The sequence below is a fragment of the Vibrio vulnificus CMCP6 genome (genome assembly GCF_000039765.1).
Taxonomy (GTDB): Bacteria; Pseudomonadota; Gammaproteobacteria; order Enterobacterales; family Vibrionaceae; genus Vibrio; species Vibrio vulnificus_B.
On the sequence record NC_004459.3, the window covers coordinates 1412789 to 1437496 of the forward strand.

Annotated in this window: 23 protein-coding genes; all 23 read left to right on the plus strand. The window is 46.8% G+C overall.

Features of this window, described 5'->3' with window-relative positions; all coding sequences use genetic code 11:
- The first annotated feature begins 241 nt into the window (after positions 1-241).
- The 23 genes from VV1_RS06765 to rng all read left to right on the plus strand — a co-directional run bounded on the left by VV1_RS06765 (position 242) and on the right by rng (position 24703).
- Positions 242-781, plus strand: coding sequence for a single-stranded DNA-binding protein (locus tag VV1_RS06765; protein WP_011079389.1), 540 nt, complete (start codon positions 242-244; stop codon positions 779-781).
- A gap of 152 nt (positions 782-933) precedes the next feature.
- Positions 934-2931 carry an RNase E specificity factor CsrD gene (gene csrD / locus VV1_RS06770; protein WP_043877331.1) on the plus strand — a complete coding sequence of 666 codons (1998 nt, stop codon included), beginning with the start codon at positions 934-936 and terminating at the stop codon, positions 2929-2931.
- Between the two features lie 12 nt (positions 2932-2943).
- Entirely contained in the window at positions 2944-4404 is a 1461-nt protein-coding gene (locus tag VV1_RS06775) for a hypothetical protein (protein WP_011079391.1), read from the plus strand.
- Positions 4401-5051, plus strand: a complete 651-nt coding sequence (locus VV1_RS06780; protein WP_011079392.1) for a type II secretion system protein M — start codon at positions 4401-4403, stop codon at positions 5049-5051. Before VV1_RS06775 ends, VV1_RS06780 begins: the two co-directional genes overlap by 4 nt.
- Positions 5044-5364: an MSHA biogenesis protein MshK gene (locus VV1_RS06785; RefSeq protein WP_011079393.1), complete on the plus strand. Its 321-nt coding sequence runs from the start codon at positions 5044-5046 to the stop codon at positions 5362-5364. The genes VV1_RS06780 and VV1_RS06785 overlap by 8 nt, the downstream gene beginning before the upstream one ends.
- Positions 5365-5379: 15 nt before the next feature.
- Positions 5380-7026, plus strand: coding sequence for a pilus (MSHA type) biogenesis protein MshL (gene mshL / locus VV1_RS06790; RefSeq protein WP_011079394.1), 1647 nt, complete (start codon positions 5380-5382; stop codon positions 7024-7026).
- Between the two features lie 7 nt (positions 7027-7033).
- Complete coding sequence (locus tag VV1_RS06795; RefSeq protein WP_011079395.1) at positions 7034-7882, plus strand: ExeA family protein; 849 nt, start codon at positions 7034-7036, stop codon at positions 7880-7882.
- On the plus strand, positions 7879-9000 hold the full coding sequence (locus VV1_RS06800) for a tetratricopeptide repeat protein (protein ID WP_043920937.1): 1122 nt from the start codon (positions 7879-7881) through the stop codon (positions 8998-9000). Before VV1_RS06795 ends, VV1_RS06800 begins: the two co-directional genes overlap by 4 nt.
- Positions 8997-10721 (plus strand): MSHA fimbrial ATPase MshE, encoded by a 1725-nt coding sequence (gene mshE / locus VV1_RS06805; protein WP_011079397.1) that lies wholly within the window; start codon positions 8997-8999, stop codon positions 10719-10721. The genes VV1_RS06800 and mshE overlap by 4 nt, the downstream gene beginning before the upstream one ends.
- 9 nt (positions 10722-10730) lie before the next feature.
- Positions 10731-11951, plus strand: coding sequence for a type II secretion system F family protein (locus tag VV1_RS06810; protein WP_011079398.1), 1221 nt, complete (start codon positions 10731-10733; stop codon positions 11949-11951).
- Between the two features lie 3 nt (positions 11952-11954).
- Positions 11955-12416: a hypothetical protein gene (locus VV1_RS06815; RefSeq protein WP_039554781.1), complete on the plus strand. Its 462-nt coding sequence runs from the start codon at positions 11955-11957 to the stop codon at positions 12414-12416.
- Positions 12417-12494: 78 nt separating this feature from the next.
- Positions 12495-13073 carry a prepilin-type N-terminal cleavage/methylation domain-containing protein gene (locus VV1_RS06820; RefSeq protein ID WP_011079400.1) on the plus strand — a complete coding sequence of 193 codons (579 nt, stop codon included), beginning with the start codon at positions 12495-12497 and terminating at the stop codon, positions 13071-13073.
- A 33-nt stretch (positions 13074-13106) separates the two neighbouring features.
- The gene (locus tag VV1_RS25345) at positions 13107-13562 is read left to right on the plus strand and encodes a type II secretion system protein (protein ID WP_011079401.1); all 456 of its coding nucleotides are present in this window, start codon (positions 13107-13109) and stop codon (positions 13560-13562) included.
- Between the two features lie 52 nt (positions 13563-13614).
- On the plus strand, positions 13615-14100 hold the full coding sequence (locus tag VV1_RS06830; RefSeq protein ID WP_011079402.1) for a type II secretion system protein: 486 nt from the start codon (positions 13615-13617) through the stop codon (positions 14098-14100).
- A complete protein-coding gene (locus VV1_RS06835; RefSeq protein WP_011079403.1) occupies positions 14100-14666 on the plus strand; it encodes a prepilin-type N-terminal cleavage/methylation domain-containing protein in 567 nt (188 codons plus the stop codon). Before VV1_RS06830 ends, VV1_RS06835 begins: the two co-directional genes overlap by 1 nt.
- Positions 14666-15355, plus strand: a complete 690-nt coding sequence (locus VV1_RS06840) for a PilW family protein (RefSeq protein ID WP_011079404.1) — start codon at positions 14666-14668, stop codon at positions 15353-15355. Before VV1_RS06835 ends, VV1_RS06840 begins: the two co-directional genes overlap by 1 nt.
- Entirely contained in the window at positions 15345-15761 is a 417-nt protein-coding gene (locus VV1_RS06845) for a hypothetical protein (RefSeq protein ID WP_011079405.1), read from the plus strand. The genes VV1_RS06840 and VV1_RS06845 overlap by 11 nt, the downstream gene beginning before the upstream one ends.
- Before the next feature lie 3 nt (positions 15762-15764).
- Positions 15765-20024: a DUF6701 domain-containing protein gene (locus VV1_RS06850; protein WP_011079406.1), complete on the plus strand. Its 4260-nt coding sequence runs from the start codon at positions 15765-15767 to the stop codon at positions 20022-20024.
- A 153-nt stretch (positions 20025-20177) separates the two neighbouring features.
- A complete protein-coding gene (locus VV1_RS06855) occupies positions 20178-21221 on the plus strand; it encodes a rod shape-determining protein (RefSeq protein WP_011079407.1) in 1044 nt (347 codons plus the stop codon).
- Positions 21222-21277: 56 nt separating this feature from the next.
- Positions 21278-22168: a rod shape-determining protein MreC gene (gene mreC, locus VV1_RS06860; RefSeq protein ID WP_011079408.1), complete on the plus strand. Its 891-nt coding sequence runs from the start codon at positions 21278-21280 to the stop codon at positions 22166-22168.
- Positions 22158-22646, plus strand: a complete 489-nt coding sequence (mreD, locus tag VV1_RS06865) for a rod shape-determining protein MreD (RefSeq protein WP_011079409.1) — start codon at positions 22158-22160, stop codon at positions 22644-22646. The genes mreC and mreD overlap by 11 nt, the downstream gene beginning before the upstream one ends.
- A 4-nt stretch (positions 22647-22650) precedes the next feature.
- The gene (locus VV1_RS06870) at positions 22651-23211 is read left to right on the plus strand and encodes a Maf family protein (protein WP_011079410.1); all 561 of its coding nucleotides are present in this window, start codon (positions 22651-22653) and stop codon (positions 23209-23211) included.
- 22 nt (positions 23212-23233) lie between these two features.
- Positions 23234-24703 (plus strand): ribonuclease G, encoded by a 1470-nt coding sequence (rng, locus tag VV1_RS06875; RefSeq protein ID WP_011079411.1) that lies wholly within the window; start codon positions 23234-23236, stop codon positions 24701-24703.
- Positions 24704-24708: the final 5 nt, after the last annotated feature.

Here is a 24708-nt window from a genome sequence, read left to right on the forward strand (position 1 = left end):
CATCATTAAATCGCACAGGCTACTGGCAGAATAGCGAAATGCGTAGAATTTCATATGGATAAGTAAATGAGAGATTTATTAGCGCAAAAAAACGTTTAGTCGCTCCTAAATCTTGCAATTTTTAGCTTGGTCTGAGGTGATGGATAACACACAATTTGGCGACTATTTTTACCATAGCTAAAAGCGTGCTATTCTATTGCGCTAACTATTTATTAATACCGAAAGTTAAACGGAGCACATCATGGCCAGCCGTGGAATTAACAAAGTAATCTTGGTAGGGAACTTAGGTAACGACCCTGAAATTCGTTACATGCCAAGTGGCGGTGCGGTGGCGAATATCACCGTTGCAACTTCAGAAACTTGGCGCGACAAAGCGACAGGCGAGCCGCGTGAGAAAACAGAATGGCACCGTGTGACGTTATACGGCAAGCTGGCAGAAGTCGCGGGTGAATACCTACGCAAAGGTTCTCAAGTCTACATTGAAGGACAACTGCAAACGCGCAAATGGCAAGACCAAAATGGTCAAGACCGTTATTCAACTGAAGTCGTTGTACAAGGCTACAATGGCATTATGCAAATGTTGGGTGGTCGTCAGCAGCAAGGTGGCGCCCCAGCGATGGGTGGTGCTCCGCAGCAGCAACAAGGTGGTTGGGGTCAGCCTCAACAGCCAGCCGCACAGCCGTCTTACCAAAAGCAGGCTCCAGCGCAACAACAGCCAATGCAGTCTCAGCCTCAGTACAATGAGCCGCCAATGGACTTTGACGACGACATTCCGTTTTAAGCCGTCGCTAAATTATATAGACGAAAGCCGCGATTCCCGCGGCTTTTTCAATGACACTTCTCACATCTACTGAGAGTAGATTGTTAACCATTCACTTATCAAGTATATAGAAATAAACGGTATATGATGAATGGAAAAGGAATTCGGTGTTCATGAGGTATACCCCGACTCTCAAACTCAGTACTCGACTTGTAGCCTTCGTTACAATGATCGTTATCAGTGCCATGTTTATCCTCTTTATTGGTGGCACTCTCTCATTTAAAAAGCTTGGTCAGGAATATCTCAACCACTATTTGGCGGGCATTGTCGAAGTGTTGGATAAAGAGATGGAGGATCCTGATGCCGCATATTCTATGCAGCGTTGGATGCCGAAAATGCTGCAAGCTTCCAATATCGTAGAAATGAAGCTTTCTACCGATTCTGGGGTGGTCTACCGTTTCAAGGACACCTCGCCACAAATTGACGTCAATCGCCTTTATGAACAAAGTTATGTGCTTCAGCGTAATCCCGGGTATCGCGTCGAGTTCAAAGCGACACCGCCTTACGTTGGCTTTGGTTATTCGTTTCAAGCGTTGTGGTCGATTACCTTAGCGGTTGGCTTGATCATTTTTTGTTTAATGCGTGGTGTGAAATGGCTGAAAGAGCAGCTATATGGCTCAGAGCTATTGGAAGAGCGCGGACGCATGATTCTGGCAGGACGAGTGGAACAATACGCCAAAGGTGACGAGCGAGAGTGGCCTTACACGGCAAGTGAAGCGTTAGACATGCTGATTGAAGAGCTGCGCGATGCACGTCAAGAGCGCAGTCGCTTTGATACGTTTATTCGTACCCAAACTTTTCTGGATAAATTGACGGGCACGGCGAATCGGGTGTTATTTGACAATAAACTGGAATCGGCGCTGCATGAGAGTGGGGCGCAAGGTGCGGTGTTATTGATGCGCATTGCGGATTGGAAAAGTGTGTCAGAAGAAAATGACAAACAAATGGCCGATGAATTTGTTATTGAAGTGGGCAGCCTCATTTCCAATTTGGTTCAGCGTTTTCCTGAAGTGGTCTTCTCACGCTATTACCCGTCCGACTTCGCTCTCTTTATCCCTCATTTAGGTGCCAAAGACGTCGCCAATCTGGCGTCGCAGTGCATTCGTCAGCTGGAGAAACTCAATCCCCCTTACCCACTGGATAAAGAAAACTGGTGTCACATTGGTGTCACTATGTATCAGGAGGGGGAACGACACAGCCAAATTATGGATGAAGCGGAAACCGCACTGCGAAGTGCTCAATTACAGAGCAATAATAACTGGAGTCGATTTAAGAAGTGGAATCATATTGATGAAACAAGAGGTAGTGTGAAGTGGCGTACCATTTTTGAGACAGCCATGTCGACTGAAAATGTGCTAGTCTTCGGACAATTGTCTTATTTATTAGACGGACAGCAGTTAAATCCATTGCATACTGAGTTAACATGTCGAATTGTTGATCCAGAAAACGGCATTGTGAAAGCCTCTCGCTATATGTCTGCGTTAAAGCAGGTTGGGTTTGAGAGTCAAATGGACCGCGCGGTCATCGGCAAAGTGTTTGCTCATTTGCGTGCAAATTCTGAGAATATCGGCAAATTGTCACTGAATTTACACGTCACGCCGTTTGCCAACCGTCATTATTTCAAATGGTTCCGAGACGAACTGCTACAGTTACCTAGTGAGTATCGAACAAAATTGAGTTTTGAGTTTGTTGAAAGTCACTTAGTAAGGCATCTGGATTATATGAGACCTGTGGCAAAAATGTTGTCAGGTTTGGGGTGCCAACTGGTGGTCGGGCAAGCTGGTAGAACCATTGTGAGTACGCATTATTTGAAAGATTTGGGTGTGGATTACTTAAAATTACATCGAAGTCTGACAAAGAAAATAGAACAACGCCATGAAAACCAGTTGTTTGTTCGTAGTATGCTGGGCGCGGGCGCAGGGACGAAAGTGAAAGTCATTGCGGTTGGCGTTGAAACCAAGCAAGAGTGGTCAACCTTGGTTGAGCTAGGCATACATGGTGGACAAGGGCGCTATTTCTCCGTTGAAAATCAGTGGTTACCGCCAGTCGTGACCACTGTGGAAGAAAAACAAACGAAAACGGCAAGACGCAATCGCTGGCGTCGAAAATAAGAAGAAAAACAGATGAATGTGAAGTCATTGCTCGAAAAATTGAGAGGCCAAGCTAATGGCGGGGAGCAGCGTTTTGTCATGCTTCAGCCTGATGCCGTCTACTTTGCCGCTCAAGGCGAGTTGAGTACCGAAAGTGCTACGTCTCAAGCGCTTTTTGAACCTATCGATGAGAGTTGGGAAAAAGCACTTGAGAAAGTTCTGCAGTTACAGTTCACGCCTGGTGAAAAGGTGACTGTGTTACTGGCCAGCCATCATTACCAAGTTTTTCAAATAGAAAAGCCAGCGATCCCACGAGAAGAGTGGCCGTCTGCTTTACCTTTCCTAGTCAAAGATCTTATTTCTGAACGCCCAACAGAAATTGTCGCTGACGGACGTTTACTTCCGAATAGCAGCAAACTGCAAGTGTATGTTCTGCCGAAAAAGATCGTGGATAAACTGCTGGATTTGATTGTTCGAAATCAGTGCGAGTTACATTCGATTGTTCCCGAAGACGAAATTTGGGCGCACAGCGCTGGTGAGTTGGCCAATTTTCTTCTATTGCAACGCAGCGCCAAAGGGCAATTCAAACTCGGTGCCTTTGTTGAACACACGCCGATGTTCCAACGAACCATTCGTTCCGTTTTTCCTCCATTAACTGGTGAAGCAGCCAGTGCCCTTCAGCTTGATGGGCTGGCTCTGGAGCTACAACGTTCCATCGATTATCTCTCATCACAAATTAAAGGTGTCTCCCTCAATCAGCTTAAAATTTGCTGTGATGAAGAGGACCACGCAGAGCTTGTCTCGGCGCTCAATGAACGATTAAGTGCGAATGCCTCAGTATTAGATGACGAGGGAAGACTCTCTGGCAACATCGTAGTGGATTGTGCAGCGCAGCTCGGTAAGGCTGAAATCAATCTTTATCCTGAGCACCTTAAGCCTAAAAAAGAGCTGTTCACGCTCAATAATGTAGCGGCTGGCTGGGGAGGCATCGCGGCGATTTTCTTGATGGTGTACGCCTTCGCGTTATGGCAGCAACGCGCCATCGATAATCAACTTGCTAATGTGCAAGCGGAATCTCATCAACTGACTCAGCAGCTTAGTCAACTGCAAGCCAAGTTAGACCAGCATAAACCCTCTTCAGAAAAACTGGCGGCGGTGGAGCGCTTAAAAGTGAAAGTTCGAGCGCAAGAAGCGTCGCTCAACGCGATTAGCCAATACGATACGTCATTGCAAACAGGGTATTCTGGAATGATGTTGTCGCTCGCGAAGCTCGGCAGAAATGACATCTCACTGACGGACATCAGTGTGGTGGGGGCGAATTTAGACGTGAAAGGCCTTGCGATCAGTGCTAATGCGGTGCCGAACTGGGTAAACCAGTTTAAGCATGAACTGCCTCTGGTTGGTCGCAGCTTTGATAAGGTGAAAATCGGACGTAACGAAGACGATGTCATCACGTTCGAACTCAAAACGAAAGCAGAAGGTAAAGGCCAATGAAGCAGCAGTGGAATGCTTGGAATGACAAGTTTCTTGCCTTAAGTGGCCGAGAGAAGTGGCTGATTACGCTCTGTGGTTTGGTGGTGATTGTACTGCTGTTGTTTACCTTGGTGATTGAGCCTGCTTGGAAGCAGTTAGCGGCGAAAAAAGAACAACTGAGTAGCACCATTCAGCTTAATCAGAAGCTACAAGGCGACATTCTGGTAATTCAGGCTAAGCTCAATAAAGACCCGAATAGAGAAATCGACATCGAAATGAAGAGCTTATTGGCGCGAAGTCAAGAACTCGGCATGCAGTTGTCTGAAGTGATTGGCAATCTGCTTTCTCCTAGCCAAATGGCGGAATTACTGGAGACGGTACTCGATAAAAGCAGTGGCGTTAAGTTGATTTCATTGGAGTCGTTGCGTGCAGAGCCAATAGAGGGTAACCCAGAAAATTCTGAGTATTCGGGGTATTACGTTCACCCAGTGCGATTAGAAATGACTGGCGACTTTTTCGCGATTCAAGGCTATTTGAGTAAGCTTGAGAATTTGCCAGTGAAATACTATTGGCGCCGCTTCCACTACCAAGTAGAGGAGTATCCTCAAGCTCGCGTGGTGTTGGAAGTGTATACGTTAGGAACAAGACAGGAGTTTATTGGTGGTTAGATTTCTTCTGTTATCACTGTGTTTCGCTGGTGGAAATGCGTATGCGACTCAAGATCCAACGGCTCCGCTAGGTTGGACGAAGCCCGCTCAAACCAAGCCAAGTGCACAGAGACAATATCGCTTACCGACGTTACAAAGCATCGTCTGTCAGTCACCGAAAGAGTGTGTGGCGATTTTAAATGACGATGTGGTCAGTGTGGGCGAAACCATACGCGGTTATAAAGTCACTCAAATTGATTCTGATGTGGTGACATTAAAGCGAGGCTCCAAGCTGTGGAAATTAGAGCTTTTTAATCTGGATATAAAAGAATAATAAGGTTTGAATCAAATGCGCAAGATTGTAGTTGGAATTATCATTGCCTCGCTAATGGGGTGCTCTATGGGGCACAGAGATCCCGTTGAAGTCAAACAGACCTTAAACCAGTCCATCAATGAGGCCAATAGCCGAGCACTGGATGAGCTGCCACCTTCTGTGGAAGAGGACTTAATGCCGGAACTGGAAGCGGCCAATACGGCAGGCAGCAATACGGTGAAGCGTTTTCGCATTAAAGCCAGTGGCGTTGAAGCAAGGCAGTTTTTCACCTCCCTGATCAAAGGCACGGAGTTCAGTGTCGCAGTTCATCCCGATGTAACAGGGCGTATCACGCTGAATGTCAGTGATGTGACGCTCGATGATATCTTATTGATCGTACAAGATATGTATGGCTACGATGTGATTAAAACGGGCAAGGTTATTCAAGTTTACCCCGCTGGTTTGCGCACCGTGACCATCCCGGTCGATTATATCCAGTTTCAACGCTCTGGTCGCTCTTTAACCAGTATCGTGACCGGCTCTGTGACCTCGACGGGCTCTACCAGCTCCAGCGGTGATTCTGATTCTAATTCCAATAACAGTTCGAATAACTCCAATAACAGCGGAGATAACACAACCACAGCCAGTGGCGGCACCCGCATTGAAACCATTACGGAAAGTGATTTCTGGCCGTTATTGCAACAAGCAGTGGCGGGCTTAATTGGTTCAGGTAAAGGACAAAGTGTCGTCGTGACACCTCAAGCGGGGGTGATTACTGTTCGTGCTTTCCCGGATGAGATTCGCGAAGTAAGGCAATTCCTCGGCATTTCTCAAGAGCGCATGCAGCGCCAAGTCATTCTTGAAGCCAAAATTCTTGAAGTCACCTTGAGTGACGGCTATCAACAGGGGATCAATTGGTCGAACATCTCAGCGTCGATTGGTAATTCTGGCAGCATCGTAGTGAACAGACCGGGCTCTACCGTATTACCTGGCTTGGATGCCATTGGCTCACTGCTCGGTGGGCAAACCAATGTAACGATCTCTGATGGTAGCTTTGAAGCGGTATTAAGTTTCATGTCTACTCAAGGTGATTTGAACGTGCTTTCTAGCCCGCGCGTTACCGCATCGAACAACCAGAAAGCAGTCATCAAAGTGGGTAACGATCAGTATTACGTCACCGCGTTGTCAAGCAACGTGGGCAATGATGATAAATCTAAAGCTGTGCCTGAAGTGACGCTAACGCCATTTTTCTCGGGTATTTCTCTCGATGTGACGCCACAAATTGACGATAAGGGCAATGTGTTCTTGCATGTACACCCTGCGGTGATTGAAGTGGAAGAAGAAACCAAGCAATTGAATCTGGGCGGTGACTTCCAAAACGTCACTCTTCCTTTGGCCAAAAGCTCTATTCGTGAATCTGATTCGGTGATTCGTGCTCGTGATGGTGACGTGGTGGTTATTGGTGGTTTGATGAAGTCGAACACGATTGAACGCGTGTCTAAAGTGCCATTTTTGGGTGATATTCCAGCCTTGGGCCACCTGTTCCGCAATACATCGAACTTAACGCAAAAAACGGAACTGGTTATTTTGCTTAAGCCAACGGTAGTGGGTGTGAACACTTGGCAGAAAGAGCTAGAGCGTTCAAGGGATCTGCTTCAAGAATGGTTCCCTGATCAGCAGTAGTGTAACCATGTATTTGCAGCACTTTGGTTTTCACACTCAGCCTTTTTCGCAGACCCCAAACACCGAATTGTTTTTGGGGTTAGCACCGCACTTTGAAGCGATTCAAACCGTCATGGCGGCGCTGGACATGGGAGAGGGGATCGTCAAAGTGACTGGGGAAGTGGGCACTGGTAAAACCATGGTGTGCCGCATGTTGATTGATCAACTGAGCGATAAGGTGAACTTGGTTTATCTACCCAATCCCGTGTTGAGTGGCCATGAGTTGCAAATGGCCATTGCGCGCGAAATGGGGCTAAAAACCTATGATAGTGTCAGTTTGGTACCACTGATCCAAGACTGTTTGATAGGCATGCGTCAGCGTGGTATGCGTACGGTGTTGTTAGTGGATGAGGCTCAAGCATTGCCATTGGAGGCGATGGAAGCATTGCGTCTGTTTGGCAATTTAGAAACCGAGCAAGAGAAATTGTTACAGATAGTGCTATTTGGTCAGCCTGAGCTCGATGAACGTATCGCCCAACATGAGTTAAGGCAATTTCGTCAGCGTATAACGTTTAGCTGCCAACTACGACCACTGACGATTGAAGAAGGTGTTGCCTTTATCGATAGTCGCTTAGCGAAGGCGGGAGATGGTGAGCATCAATACCTCACCACAGAGCAAAAGAAAGCACTTTGGCGCGGGGCTGGTGGCATTCCTCGTTTAATCAACCAGTTGTGCCATAAGGCGTTTTTGTTGGCTTATATGCAACAACAGAAAAATGTCACTAATCAACATTTATTTACCGCGATTCATGACACTTATGATGCGTGTAAACCTTTGTTTAAAACCCCGGTATTGTGGGGATGGAGAGCATCTTGAGCGAAATAAACAAAGCGCTTGCTGAATTGGCAAGTCAGAAGTCGCAACCTGCTCAACTGCAAAGAGCGGAGCTGCCAAAAGTGACCTCGGTGAAACCGATTGTATGGATTGCCACTGGATTCGGTTTGAGCTTAGCCGTTGGGGGTTGGGCAATCACACAATCCGCGCCTGTTAGCCAAAATTACTCTGAGCCAGTGACCACGACGGTCGTCACGGTTGCCGAAGAAACCTTACGCTCTCCGACACAAAAAACACCATCCGAGGGAGCGCAAAGTGTCACTGTTTCTCAACCAAACATCGTCACGACTGCGCGAGTGGAAAAGGCAACATCTGTTGCTCCCTCTTCGGTAAAACCAGCAACAGCGCCAAGCAAATCGGAAACAACGCTGGTAGCGAAAGCCGCTGTGAAACCATCGGCTACGGAAAATCAGCTGGTTTCTCACTCAGTACCAAGCCAAGTGAAGGCTCAAGCCCCCGCTGCACAAAATACGCCAGCGGTGGAAAACAGTATGTTGGTTGAACAAGTTGAGTTAACCCAAGAACAACTAGCCGAAAAAGCCATTGGTCGAGCGGAAAAAGCGCTGGATGCCAATAACTTACAAAATGCTTTGTCTGCCTACAGCGACGCTCTGCGCCATACACCCAACAACGAAGTGGTGAGACAGAAATTAGCGGCACTCTATTTTGGTAAAGGAGACAGCCGCAAAGCGTATGAATTGCTTCAGGCTGGGATTGCTCTCAATCCAGAAGGGGAAACCTTACGCATTGCATTAAGCAAAATGCTGATCAAAGCCAATCAAAATGAAGCTGCGCTCACCCCCTTGGTGGCACTGTACGATGATTCTGGAAAAGAATATCTCGCGATGCGCGCCGCGTTAGCACAAAAAATTAAGAAAGATGACATTGCATTAGAAAGCTATCAGCGCCTGAGCCAAATGGACAGCGAAAATGCACGCTGGTGGCTAGGGTTGGCGATTCAACAAGAGCGGGCATTGGATTTCAAATCGGCGCAAGTGTCTTATCAAGCCGCATTGAGTAAAGTCGGAATATCCAATCAATCGCAACGTTTTATCAAAGATAGACTCGCGCTGTTACAAAATTTGGAGAGTGCACAATGAAAGTAAGATTAAGAAAGCGACTTGGTGATCTTCTTGTAGAGGAAGGCATTATCAATGAAGCGCAACTTGATCAAGCACTCGGCGCGCAAAGAAGTGGTGGGCGTAAGCTTGGCGATACGCTGATTGATTTGGGTTTTTTGTCTGAACAACAGATGCTGGCGTTTTTGTCGCAGCAACTTGATCTGCCTTTGATTGACTTAAATCGAGCCACGGTCGATATCGATGCAGTGCAGTTGCTACCAGAAGTGCATGCTCGTCGTCTACGTGCATTGGTGATTGGCCGTAATGGCGACACGTTGCGCATTGCGATGAGTGATCCTGCGGACCTTTTTGCACAAGAAGCGTTGATCGGTCAGCTAGGACAATATGGCATTGAGTTTGTTATCGCGCCAGAAAGGCAATTGGTGGAAGGCTTTGACCGCTATTATCGCCGTACCAAAGAGATTGCCAACTTTGCCGAGCAGTTGCAAGCGGAACACCAAGTCAACGATGCATTCGATTTCAATATTGAAGATGACGACAGCGATGAAGTGACGGTTGTTAAGCTCATCAACTCGATGTTTGAAGACGCCATTCAGGTGGGGGCGTCGGATATCCATATCGAACCAGACGCCAATGTGTTGCGTTTGCGCCAACGTATTGATGGCGTGTTGCACGAAACCTTGCTGAATGAAGTCAACATCGCGCCAGCATTGGTACTGAGATTGAAACTCATGGCCAACTTGGATATTTCAGAAAAGCGTCTGCCACAAGATGGCCGTTTTAACATCCGCTCCAAAGGTCAGTCGGTGGATATCCGTATGTCGACCATGCCAGTTCAGTATGGTGAGTCGGTGGTAATGCGTTTGCTCAATCAATCTTCCGGAGTCAGAAAATTAGAAGACTCCGGTTTGCCGGACGATCTTTTAGTGCGTCTGCGCCGACAGTTGAAACGTCCGCATGGCATGATCCTTGTTACTGGCCCTACGGGTTCTGGTAAAACCACCACGCTGTATGGTGCTCTAACAGAATTAAACCAACCGGGGAAAAAGATCATCACAGCGGAAGATCCGGTTGAATACCGACTGTCGCGTGTCAACCAAGTGCAGATCAATCCGAAGATCAACCTTGATTTTTCCACGGTGTTAAGAACGTTCCTCCGTCAGGATCCCGATATCATTTTGATTGGTGAGATGCGTGACCATGAAACGGTTGAAATTGGCCTGCGAGCGGCGCTGACCGGTCACTTAGTATTGAGTACCTTACACACCAATGACGCCGTAGACAGTGCGCTTCGTATGATTGACATGGGGGCACCTGGTTATCTGGTCGCGAGTGCCGTACGTGCTGTGGTCGCGCAGCGATTGGTGCGCCGTGTCTGTCCGGATTGCAAGACAGAAGATCATGTTGGCGAGTCACGCAAAGCGTGGTTGGCACAACGCTTCCCAAATCAAGTGGAAGCGGGTTTTGTGAAAGGGCGCGGTTGCCAAAACTGTAACTTAACAGGCTATCGCGGCCGTATTGGTGTGTTTGAAATGCTGGAACTTGAACATGGAATGATGGACGCGTTGCGCGCCAATGATGCCGTCGAGTTTGCGCATGCTGCGCGTCGTTCGCCAGGCTATAAACCTCTGTTAGCGTCGGCAATGGAGTTGGCGCTACAAGGCGTAGTGAGCTTAGACGAAGTGATGAATTTAGGCGAAGGTGACTCCTCTGGGGTTGCTGAAGCGATCATTATGTAAGGTTAAACCATGGCAACCTTTCATTACCAAGGCAGAACGCTTGACGGCAACAAAGCCAATGGACAAATCGATGCGGTGACCTCAGAAGCGGCTGCTGAGCAACTGATGAACCGAGGGATCATCCCAGTATCGATAACCCAAGGCAAAACGGGGTCTGGGCTCGATTTTGATCTCAATGCGTTATTCGCTCCTGCGGTGCCATTGGAGATCTTGGTGCTCTTTTGTCGCCAGTTGTACAGCTTGACCAAAGCAGGGGTGCCATTACTGCGCTCGATGCGTGGTTTGGTGCAAAACTGTGAGAATAAGCAACTTAAGGCAGCCCTTGAAGAGGTCGTGGCAGAGTTGACCAATGGTCGCAGTTTATCGGCGTCCATGCAGTTACACTCAAAAGTGTTTAGCCCTTTATTCGTCTCAATGATTCATGTTGGGGAAAATACGGGTCGACTGGATCAGGCTTTATTGCAACTGGCCAATTATTACGAGCAAGAGCTGGAAACACGTAAACGAATTAAAACCGCCATGCGTTACCCGACTTTTGTGATCAGCTTTATTGTGGTGGCGATGTTTATCCTTAACGTCAAAGTGATCCCACAGTTTGCGTCGATGTTCAGTCGATTTGGGGTGGATTTGCCATTGCCGACGAGAATTCTGATTGGCATGTCAGAATTTTTTGTTAACTACTGGATGCTGTTGGCGGGATTCATCGTAGGGCTTATCTTTGGCTTCAAAGCGTGGGTCGCGACGGCGGATGGCCGAGAGCGTTGGGATAAATGGCGATTAAAGTTGCCCGTCGTTGGTGGGGTGGTCAACCGTGCTCAGCTGTCGCGTTTTTCACGCACGTTTGCGCTGATGCTCAAAGCGGGCGTGCCACTGAATCAGTCACTGGCATTATCGGCAGAAGCGATGGGCAACCGTTACTTAGAACTGAAGATCCTTAAAATGAAAGCCGACATTGAAGCGGGTAGCCAAGTCTCTGTCACGGCGATAAACAGCGGTATCTTTACTCCTTTGGTGATTCAGATGATTTCTGTTGGGGAAGAGACGGGTCGTATTGACGAGCTCTTGATGGAGGTCGCGGATTTCTACGATCGAGAAGTGGATTATGATCTGAAAACCCTCACTGCTCGCATTGAGCCGATTCTGTTAGTGATCGTGGCGGGTATGGTATTGGTGTTGGCGCTGGGTATTTTCCTACCAATGTGGGGAATGCTCGATGTTATCAAAGGTTAGCCTGTGATTCGGGATAGTCATCGTGCCAGCCTAGTGCTTTGGTTGGCATTAGTATTGGTGATTATGGCGGTATTTGTGCAGTGGTGGCGACCAGTTGAATCGGAGGCGTCCAAAACGGCTGCCCAAGTCTCAGTAAAGCGAATGTTAGAGCGAGCGAACCTGTATAAGCAGGAATGGCTCTTGCAGGGAAAACCTAAGCAGATAGAGATGGATGGACAATCCATTCCTCTTTCTACTTATGGATGGGTGCCCTTAATTGGTGAAAATGGGCAGCTAGATTGTCAGAGATGGTTAGACTTTCACTCTCCAGAACGTCGTATTTTGGAATCTCATTTAACCAATGTAAGCGAAAGTAAGATAAATGAAACCTATCAATGTCAATTTAACTACCAGAATGGCTTATTGATTGTGGTAAGTCAGCAACATAAGATATTGAAAATTAGTGTCGAAAATATGGCAGAATGATATTTTTTGACGCATTAGTCTATTTTGATATTCAAAGATAGGTATAATAGCCGAAAACCTATAAGTGAAAGGTTGAGTATGAAACAAAATCAAAACGGTTTTTCTTTGGTTGAATTGGTTGTGGTGATCGTGGTTGTCGGTTTATTGGCAGTTGCGGCGCTACCACGCTTCTTGGATGTCACTGACGCTGCGAAGAAAGCCAGTATTGAAGGTGTAGCAGGTGGATTTGCGACGGGGGTTTTATCTGCGCGAGCGCAGTGGGAAGCCGAAGCTCGTCCGTCAAGAAACATCAATAGCCAAGAGCAAAATACCGTCAACTACGATGGTGTCGATTTTTGGTTAACGCGTTCTAAAGACGCTTCGAATGCCGATACGGGCTTCCGAGATGGTTATCCTTGGGGCTTGGCGGGCAACTTTGCGAGTTATCCAGCGGCGCTAACTGGCCAAATGTGTGTAGACTTAATGGAGAACCTTCTGCAAAACCCACCAAAGGTTGGTATTGAAGGCTCTGGCACCACAAGTGATAACGGCTTCAAATATTCCGCATCTGCTGACTCAGCAAATGCTAAATGTACTTATATTCAACTTGACGGCAATACTAAGCATCAGTTTGAATATGAAGCGAAAAATGGTCGTGTGACCGTAACTTTGCAGTAACCCTGCACGATTTAAACATAGAGAGAGAACACTATGAAAAGACAAGGCGGTTTCACCCTGATTGAGTTAGTTGTGGTGATTGTAATTCTAGGTATTTTGGCAGTAACTGCGGCTCCGCGTTTTCTAAATCTGCAGGATGATGCGCGTTCATCGGCGTTGCAAGGATTGAAAGGTGCAATGGCAGGTGCTGCAGGTATTGTATATGGTAAGGCTGCAATTGAAGGTCTTGAAGCGATTTCTTCAGGTCGTTCGATTTCTGGAGCAAATGGGAACAATATCAACCTTGTTTTTGGTTATCCTGAAGCCTCAGCTAATGGTATTGGACGCGCAGTTGCTGGTATTGACGAAGATTGGTCAGTGATCTCATCAGGTACTGGAACAATCACGTATGGTTTCGAGAATAATACTGCATGTTTTGTTACTTATGCTATTAACGCAACAGCAGCTACCGCTCAGGAGCCTGCAATCACGGTCACCGAATGTAATTAAATAATAAAGGCCAGCTTAGCTGGCCTTTTATTTCTGCCGAACAGCGTAAGCTATGATAAAGCGTGCACAAGCTGGTTTTACTCTCGTCGAGCTGATCGTGGTGATTCTACTGCTCAGTATCGTCTCTGCTTATGCTGCCAGTCGCTATATTGGCACTGGCAGTTTTTCTGCGTATGCCGCGCAAGAGCAGGCGATTTCGATCATTCGTCAGCTTCAAGTCTATCGTATGCAGTCCAACACCACGAATTCTGCCAATCCAAATTTTGAGTTAACCGCCAGCGGTGGTTGTTTAGGTTCAACCGCAGGTTGTACTGCTGCCAGCACGCCTCAGGCCGCGGAATCACGCAGTGATGTGATGCGCCTCGATGGTGTTTCCGTCTCCTCGACAATTTCTCCTATTCGCTTTGATTTGCGTGGTAATCCATTGCAGACCAATGGTTCTGCTCTTAACAGTGTCACCATTACCTTTACGGCCTCCGGAGAGAGTGCTTCGGTTTGTATCAATAGCCAAGGCTACGTGAGTGGTGGGGGCTGCTGATGAAAAAACAGCAAGGGATGACACTTATCGAAAGTATTGTGGCGATGGTATTGATTGCCGTTGCTATGGTGACCTTGACCAGTTTGCTCTTTCCCAATGTAAAAAATTCCGCGGCGCCGCACTACCAAACGCGTGCCATTGCGTTAGGACAAGGCTTTATGAGCCAAATTCTCGCACGTGGTTTCGATCACAACAGCAATTTTGATGGTGGCAGTACACGTTGTGGTGAAGATGGCGTGTTGTGCACTACTGCTGATGGCTTGGGCGCAGAAGAGGCTCAAGTGGTCGATTATAACGATGTCGACGATTATATTGGTTGTTGGTATACCACCAATACCCAATCTCAATGCCCAACGGGTTCGGTTCAAAAGTCATTAGCGGATGTCTTTGGCAGTACCATCAACACCGAATATCCGAATTTTCGGGTTGATGTGCGTGTGTTCTACGATGGCAATATGGATGGCAGTGACGATGGGGCTGTGAGTACCCTAAAGCGCATTGAAATGGCAATACACGCCGGTCAATACGGGCCGTATCCTCTTGTTGCCTATAAGGGGAACTATTGATGAGTTCTCGTGGTTTTACCTTAGTGGAAATGGTGCTGACGTTAATTGTCGGTAGCATTTTGGTGCTGGGCATTGCGGGCTTTGTTGAGCTCGGGACAAAAGGCTATGCGGATTCAGTAGACAGGCAGCGTATCCAAACACAAGCCCAATTTGTGTTAGAGAAATTGTCTCGTGAATTTCGTCATGCTGTGCCGAACAGTTTCAGTGACAGCGGCAATTGTTTGTCTTTTTATCCAATTGTCTATTCGGGCTTTTACGCCGTGGAAGGCAATGATATTCGTTTTTTGATAGGCAATTCGAATGTTACGCCACCGTTGGCCAACGGGCTAAGCTTGGTCATTAATCCAAGTCGTCAGCAAGATCTTGTTAACGATTCATTTGATGTCTCAGGGTTAACTAACGGCGCGGGTTATTTTGCGGTGTTAAACCAAGCCGCCAGCTTAGAAAGTAATTCCATCAACCGTCGACACTATATTTTTAACGCCAATGGTCGTGTTGAATATTGTTTTACCGCAGGGCGGATCAGTCGCAACGGTGTGCAAGTCGCCGATAGTGTTTCCGCAGCAAGCTTCAACTACTTAGAGCCGACACTGCAGCGTGGTGGGTTAGTGCATATCAAGCTGACGTTTACGCAAAATGATGAATCGAGTCATTACCAACAAGATGTGCAGGTGCTCAATGTTCCCTAATCGACGTAAGCAACAAGGAAACATGCTGGTGGTCGCCATCTTCGTCATTGTGGTGATGGGTTTTCTCGCCTCTTCATTGACGCGTATTAACTGGTCTAACAGCGATAATTTAACGCGTGAGCAGCTAGGTACTCAAGCATGGCTCATGGCGCAATCTGCCAATGAGTGGGCGTTAACTCAGCTCTATCCACTTGGCGTATCAGCCTCGGTGTCTACTGCATGTACTGCCATTCAAGGTGCAACGCCAAATGTCAGTGCCAATAGCCCTTGCCGCAATCCACAAATTAGTTGCCAATCAATTGGTACATTGCAAGGTGAGACTTTTTATCGCCTTGAGGCGAGCGCAGTCTGCGGGAGTGGTATAGTTGAAGTAGAGCGTAGACAAGAAGTATGGGTGAAGGAGTAAGTAATGAAACGTTATATTCAATTGCTGTGGCTTACTCTTGTTATGCTGTTTTTTACTCCATTGAGTTATGGAGCGTCATGTAGTGTGCATGGTGAGTCAGATTTTACCATTTCCTTTCGTGTTACTGGTTCAAATACTTACCAACAGTTTTATCTAAAGCAGGGAAGCCATGGTCATGTCCTTTGGTATACCCATCAGGAAAGAGTGGGTAGCTCTTACATCTTTAACGAACAAAATCTTGAAATTGGAACGAGCTATGATGTTCGTATCACTAGTGATGCAAGTACTAATCGCCTCAATTATTATCGGAAGAAAGCGTCTTCTTCCGATTGGCAGTTTATTGAAACCAAGATTCAAGATCTGCACAACGGCAACCTAAGTCCAGTCGATGGGGGAACAATTAGTAATGTCTCATGTGGAGGTGGCATTACTACGCCTCCCACCTATTCAAACAATGCACAATTCGAGTTTGGCACACATATTTGTCAAAGTATGCCTTGTAGTATTCCTCTAACAAAAAATTATACCTACACGCCACTTGTATTTGTCATGCCGACAATTGATTCAAGTAACCCGGATGCCGATGCGCCATCGACCTTGTATGTGTCATCTAACTTAGACTCGAATTCGACATCATTCACGATTAATCAAAGAACAAAAAATATATCAGGTAGCAACTTCACTCCGATTGCTATGACCTCGGTGAGTTACTTAGTGATTGAACCCGGTGTTGCCTCATTTGGTGGACATCAAGTACTAGCGGGATATATCAATAGTAACGCTGTCGCTTCCAAAAGTGGCAGTGACAGTTTTTCTCAAGTGAACTTCTCTTCTTTTGGATTGAACTCATTTAATGCCGATCCTGTGTTGTTGCACCAAATTCAAACCAACAACAATGCAGATAAATGGATGACATCGGGGCGGGTTTTACAGAGCTCATCAACAGCGAGAAGACAATCTGCCCAACTCTTTTTAGAGCTATCGGCTTCTTTAGTCTCTGGTTATAGCTACAAACAGGAAAAGATAGCTTTTCTAGCGACACTGCCAACTTCAGCCAATATTGCTGTAGACAACAATTTAGTTCAATTTAGTAATACTTTTCGTACGCCAAGTCAGTCGTTACCTGAACCGATGCAAGATGGGTGTGACAGTTATGCGACGACATCGCTGTCCAGCTTATCTGGTGTTGTTGCCAAGAAACAGGAAAGAGCAGGTGGACATGGAGGCTGGTTGCGTCGATGCAGTATTCAAAACAACGAAGTTAGCTTTGTTGTCGATGAAGACTTTAGTGATAGGAGCCACATTCGAGAGTATGTTGGCTATTTTGCATTTGAGCAACAAAGGCCGAGTATTGATTTGTGTCAGTACTTTCCTCAACCTGCACAAAGCTGGAAGTCGGGCAGTGAATTGAATATTCAAAATAATGGCAGCTCAATATCCGGTTGGTCAACAGACTACGTTAATGCGTACTTAGCAAACGGGGCTCTAAAAGTCGGTTTTGACACTATTTCTTATCATGCAGGATTATCTGGAGCATGTGATGTCGGTAGTTGTACTAGTGGTGGTTTAAAGGCGGGAACACCAAATCCCATTTCGCCTTCGTTTACCAGTACTGCAAGTTTATCTATTGATCAATGGAACTACGCAAGTATCTGCGATGGAAATTATTGTAGTTACTCAAACAGTGGTAGTAATGAAGTTACAATTACGATTCTTAAACCGCTGAATACGTTGACAGTAAATGGTTATAACACCCTTTCATTTAAAGTTGTGTTTAATGATGTTGGTGGACCTTATGGAACGGAAGTGAGGAGTTACAATCCTGGAGGTAAGGTTGAAACAGTCTTAAAAGCCAACGGTCGCTATGCTTTCCGAGATATCACTTTTTCAGGGACTGGTGGAAAGTTCAGTTTTGAAAGAGGTGTTGTTCTCTATGTTGTGAATTCATTTGTTCAAAACAACACAACCATCATGAATGATCTAGGTGGGCTAAAAGATATGATCATTTATGGACCAACGGCCACATTTAACTTCAATACTCCTACATCAGATTTTGCTGCGCAGATTTTAGGGGATAGTGTGACGTTCAGTAACCCGATTACGTTACGTGGAGCAGTAACAACGAATCGGTTAACGATGAGCACCGGAAACATTGAAATTATTGGAGAAGGGGCGTGTCTGACACCAAGTTCAAATTATACTTTAGAACTTGTTCCAAGTAGTGATATCGCGTTGACCTGCGAAACCCTAACGCCGACTGTTCGTGTGCTTGATAATGGTGTTTTAGCAACAAATTTCTCGGGATCGGTGACGGTGCTAGTTGATGGTATACCTCAGCAATTGACTCCTGTTAATGGCGTCCTTGAACAGACATTGTCACTCACTGTGAACCAAACTAAAACGGTTGCTGTTGAGGCCTACATAAATGGTGACCAAGCTAATACGACGGTAACAGGGCAATATCAGTTTGTCCCCTTCAAATTTGCCATTGATGACCAGTATGTTGTCGCGAGTAAACCTCAATCTGTTGAAGCCCAAGTCATGGCGTGTGACTCAGGAAACGTGGTTGATATTGGTTACAATGGTACGCCAGTTATCACATCAACATTGACCCAGCCATTAGGCGGTATGGGTGTACTGACTTATTCTCCAGTATTTGCTTCTGGTACTAGTACGAGTGATTTGACCTTTACTGATTCTGGAGTCGTGCAAGTGCAGTTGGAAGATGGAAACTTTGATTGTACTGGAGTGCAAGGTTGCCCTATTGAAGGTTCAAGTACATTAAAAGGCCAGTTCGTTGTGAACTCTCGCCCGTGGACGTTTGCAATCTGCAGTGGTGAAACGCCTGCGTTGCCCATGGATGGCACTTCATCCTCGGGGACTAAATTCAAACTTGCCTCTGAACGCTTTAACCTTCACGTAAAACCAATTGTTTGGCAGAGTGGTGGTGCTGTCTCAGGAGAGATTGAAACCAGCAGCTACTGTAATGCAGCGATTACCCAAAACTTCTTTGCCAGTAATGCGCCCAGTGCGGTCGTTGAGATGAGCAGTGCCTTGCACTCCCCAATGGGAGGGAGCACAAGTGTGTTACTTCAAGGAGACAATGGACTGAGCAAAGTACACAACATTGGCAGCGGTAGTGGTACAAATCAACACTATGATTTCACTCAGCTCTATTGGGATGAAGTGGGCAGCTTGAAAGTCATGGCGGATGCACAGACCAACTATCTGGGAATGGATATTAATTTGGGCTACCGCAATATCGGCCGTTTTGTGCCTGAAAAATTGGTGTTAGTGAGCAATAGTTGGACGTATGCGACCGGGCATTCGGGATTCGCGTACATGAACCAACCCATTGAACACGCTTTTAGTGTTGAGGCGCAAAATGCTTCAGATCAAGTGACGCAGAATTATGGCTTGTTCGATTCAGCGTATGTTTCAGCCGTTTCTTATTTCAATGTTGATAACGCGCACAAAGAAATCGTTGATCGGGTGAAAGATTATTCAACGTTAACTTGGCAACAACCTGCTTGGTCTTTAGGGAAACTCAACATATCACTTGCTGATTTTGAGTTCGCCAAAAAAGCGACTGCGTCGACACCCTATACCACAGAGCCTGATGGGCCCTATACGCAAGGTTTTGGCTTGTGGGCCAGTACGGTGGTGGATGGCGTTGATTTTGAAAATAAAGAGTTGGAAGTGCATGATAGTGGCGCCATCGTCAAATCGGGCAAGGCATTTTCTGAGCAGCCAGATTTCCGCTATGGACGCATGCGCTTGCAAGACGTGGGTGGCTTTACTGGCAATCAAATTGAAGTGCCGTTAAGTGCGGAATATTGGAATGGCAGCCAGTTTGTCACCAATGGGGACGATTCTGGCAGTGACTTCGATGGCAGTCAGTTCTGTCGTCAGCTGATTTGGCATAGCCAAGCGCAAACCAGCAGTAATGCTTCACTTAGTGGCAGCGGTACCGTCTCGGTTGGGCGCTCGGATCAACTCTCTGCTCAGCAGTCGACAACCGATACCGACAATCAAATACGCGAGCAGGTGCGATTTTGGCTGCGCGTCAGCGATACCACCTTGCAAAAAGTCGCTACCACAGATAACGATATTCAGTGTAATGGCAGCGGTGCTCGTCCGTGGCTTCGTTTCAATTGGCGTAATTTAGGCGATGAAGACCCTAACGCTGTCGTCACCTTTGGAATTAACCGTGGAAACGATCGGGTTATTTACAAAGGTGAATCGGGCTTAACGGGCCAATAAATAATGTGGATTTTTTGCGCTAAGTAAGGAATCTGTAAGAATTTGGGGCTTTGAGCCCATGTTTATACTTCAATGCCTTGCTGTCACAGCAAGGCATTGGTACATTTAGGACAATTTTTATCTTCTATTTTCTTGCAGGATGAGCGAAGAATATTGTTAAAAAAACTTCGTGGCATGTTTTCCAACGACCTATCGATCGATTTAGGTACCGCCAATACTCTTATTTACGTTAAAGGCCAAGGCATTGTGCTAGACGAGCCTTCAGTAGTTGCAATCCGTCAGGACCGTGCAGGTTCAGCGAAAAGTGTCGCAGCCGTTGGTCACGCAGCTAAGCAAATGCTTGGTCGTACACCAGGCAATATCTCCGCGATTCGTCCGATGAAAGATGGCGTGATTGCGGACTTTAACGTGACAGAAAAAATGCTTCAGCACTTTATTAAGCAAGTGCACGACAACAGCATTCTAAAGCCAAGCCCACGTGTATTGGTGTGTGTGCCTTGTGGTTCGACGCAAGTTGAGCGTCGCGCAATTCGTGAATCTGCGTTGGGTGCAGGGGCTCGTGAAGTCTTCTTGATTGATGAACCAATGGCGGCAGCAATCGGCGCGGGTCTGCGTGTTTCTGAACCGACCGGTTCTATGGTGGTCGATATTGGTGGTGGTACCACAGAAGTGGCGGTGATCTCGCTAAACGGTGTGGTGTATTCTTCTTCTGTGCGTATCGGTGGTGACCGTTTTGATGAAGCGATCATCAACTACGTGCGTCGTAACTACGGCAGCTTAATCGGTGAAGCGACGGCAGAGAAAATCAAGCATGAAATCGGTTCTGCTTACCCAGGTGATGAAGTGCATGAGATTGAAGTTCGTGGTCGTAACCTTGCAGAAGGTGTGCCACGTAGCTTTACTCTAAACTCAAATGAGATTTTAGAAGCGCTGCAAGAGCCACTATCAGGCATTGTTTCTGCAGTGATGGTTGCGCTAGAGCAGTGTCCGCCAGAGCTGGCATCAGATATTTCTGAAAACGGCATGGTTCTCACTGGTGGTGGTGCGCTGCTGAAAGATCTTGATCGTTTGCTGACAGAAGAAACAGGCATCCCTGTAGTGATCGCAGAAGATCCACTGACTTGTGTGGCTCGTGGCGGCGGTAAAGCACTAGAAATGATCGACATGCACGGTGGCGATCTATTCTCTGAAGAATAACGGTGATGGTTAAGCGCCGCGGCGTTTAACTTTCAAACCTAAGGTTCTAAAACAAAATGAAGCCAATTTTTGGTAGAGGTCCTTCTCTACAATTGCGTCTTTTTTTTGCTGTCATTACATCAGCCAGCCTCATGCTGGCTGATGGTCGCTTAGATGCTTTCTCTGGTGTTCGATATTTCCTCAATAGTTTAGTCGCACCGATCCAATATACTGCTAACTTACCACGCAGCATGTTTGACGGTGTCTATGAGCGTTTTAGTACCCGTCAGTCTCTGCTTGAGGGGAATCAAAATCTCAAGCGAGAAGTATTGAGACTGAGAAGTGATCTTCTGCTACTGGAACAGTACAAAGAAGAAAACCAGCGCCTGCGTAAGCTTCTTGGCTCTTCGTTTGTGCGTGATGAAAAAAAAATGGTCGCCGAAGTGATGGCGGTCGACACCTCTCCTTATCGTCATCAAGTGGTGATTGATAAAGGTCGTATTGATGGCGTCTACATTGGTCAGCCGGTGATCAACGAAAAAGGCATCGTTGGACAAATTACCTTTGTCGCAGCGCACAACAGTCGCGTGTTGTTGCTTAGTGATGCAAAAAATGCGATTCCTGTGCAGGTGGTTCGCAATGATATTCGTGTGATCGCGTCAGGAAATGGTGATATCGACGAAATTCAGCTCGAACATATTCCAACCAGCACCGACATTCAAGTCGATGATCTATTGGTGACATCTGGTCTTGGGGGCGTATATCCAGAGGGGTACCCCGTGGCTTACGTTACCTCCGTTGAGCATGACACTCGCCGAGAGTTTGCGGCAATAAAAGCTAAGCCTGTGGTGGAGTTTGATCGCTTACGCTACCTATTGCTGGTTTGGCCAAATGAAGATCGCCAACATAAAGTGTTGAACGCCAACGTAGATGAACATGCAACTCAAGAGGTGAGTGATGGCGAATAGTGTGCTGCGCAGCAAGATAGTTATTGGTGCGAGCTTCTTCGTTGCCTTGGTATTGCAGACCATTCCTTGGCCCGGTGCATTGGATTTGTTTCGTCCTTCGTGGCTGTTGTTAGTGACCTGTTACTGGGTACTGGCACTGCCGCATCGTGTTAACGTTGGCAGCGCGTTAGTGCTTGGTCTTTTGTGGGACCTCCTGATTGGCTCGACATTAGGCATTCGCGGCATGATGCTGTCGATCGTCGTGTATTTGGTCGCGTTGAATTTCCTCGTTATTCGCAACATGGCATTGTGGCAGCAAGCCTTGCTTATCGCCTTCTTAAGCGTGTTGCTAGAAGTATTCATATTCTGTGGTGAATATTTGATCCAGGACGTAGTATTCAACCCATTATCGCTATGGACCGCAGTAATTAACTGTATACTTTGGCCATGGGTGTTTTTACTGTTACGGCGCGTTCGTCGTCACTGGCATGTAAGGTAAGACGATGCACAAGCTGGTTTTAGCCTCAGGCTCACCAAGGCGTAAAGAGTTATTGGCGCAACTTGGTTATACGTTTGATGTCGTGTTACCGGATATCGAAGAATGCAAGGCGGAACAAGAGACGGCCGCTGAGTATGTGTTGCGCTTGTCGCAACAAAAAGCACAAGCAGGGTTGGCTTTAGTGTCAGAGTCCTCCATCGTGGTGGGCTCCGATACCGTCGTGGTGTGTGATGGCCAAGTCTTAGAAAAACCACACCATTTTGCTGATGCTCAGCGAATGCTCACGCAACTTTCAGATCGTCGTCATCAAGTGATGACGGCGGTGACTGTCGTAAGTGCAGAAAAACAACACTCTATCGTCGTGACGACAGAGGTGTGGTTCAAGAAACTGACTCAAGAAGAAATCGAACAATATTGGCAGTCAGGTGAACCATGCGATAAAGCAGGCAGTTATGGAATTCAAGGTTTGGGTGGACGTTTTGTTACCCGTATTGAGGGCAGCTATTCCGCTGTCGTAGGACTCCCTTTGTATGAAACAGACCAACTGCTGCACGAATTCATATAATTTCAAACATTGAGGTGTGCACATGAGTGCAGAGTTGCTGCTAAACGTGACCCCGAGTGAAACTCGCGTGGCCATGATTGAGGGTGGGGTACTCCAAGAAGTCCATATTGAACGTGAAGCCCGTCGTGGCATTGTCGGAAACATCTACAAAGGCAAAGTAAGCCGAGTTTTGCCGGGTATGCAAGCGGCTTTCGTTGATATCGGTTTGGATAAAGCCGCCTTCCTCCACGCGTCTGATATTGTTCCTCATACGGAATGTGTTGCTGAAAATGAAAAGCAGCAATTCCAAGTACGCGATATCTCTGAACTGGTCCGCCAAGGGCAAGACATTGTTGTGCAAGTGGTGAAAGATCCGCTGGGCACCAAAGGGGCTCGCCTCACCACTGACATTACGCTGCCTTCTCGTTATCTCGTCTTTATGCCGGGCGCTAGCCACGTTGGTGTTTCACAGCGTATCGAAAGTGAGTCAGAGCGCGAACGTCTGAAGAAAATTGTTAGCCATTACTGTGATGAACATGGTGGCTTTATTATCCGCACGGCGGCGGAAGGCGCTGATGGCAAAGAGTTGTCACAAGATGCGGCATTTTTGAAACGCCTGTGGCTCAAAGTCATGGAGCGTCGTAGCAAATACAAAACCCGTTCAACGTTGTACGGTGAGCTGGGGTTGGCGCAACGTATCCTTCGCGATTTTGTCGGAACCGAGCTGGATAAGATTTTGGTCGACTCTCGTCAAGAATTTGAAAACTTGAAAGAATTTACGTCAGAATACGTTCCAGAATTGACGGATAAGCTCGAGCTTTACGAAGGGGATAAACCGATTTTCGACATGTACGATACGGAGAACGAGATTCAACGTTCTTTGGAGCGTAAAGTGGAGCTGAAATCGGGTGGGTATCTGATCATTGATCAAACCGAAGCGATGACTACGGTGGACATCAATACCGGGGCATTTGTTGGCCGCCGCAATCTTGAAGAAACGATTTTCAACACCAACATCGAAGCGACGCAAGCCATTGCACGTCAACTGCGTTTACGTAACTTAGGCGGTATTATCATTATCGATTTCATTGATATGTCGTCAGAAGAGCATCGTAAGCGAGTGCTTACCTCGTTAGAAAATGCCTTAAGCAAAGATCGAGTCAAAACCAACATCAATGGCTTTACTCAGCTTGGTTTGGTGGAAATGACCCGTAAGCGCACACGTGAAAGCATTGAGCACATTCTCTGTTCAAGTTGTCCAACGTGTGAAGGGCGCGGCAGTGTCAAGACGGTAGAAACCGTATGTTATGAAATTCTGCGTGAAATCACCCGAGTCAACCGAGCTTACGATGCGGACAAATTTGTCGTGTACGCTTCGCCAGCGGTGGCAGACGCTTTGCATGGTGATGAGTCCCATGCTTTGGCAGAGTTGGAAGTCTTTATTGGTAAGCAAGTACGCATTCAAGCCGAGCCTTTGTATATCCAAGAGCAGTTTGATGTCGTGATGATGTAATGGAT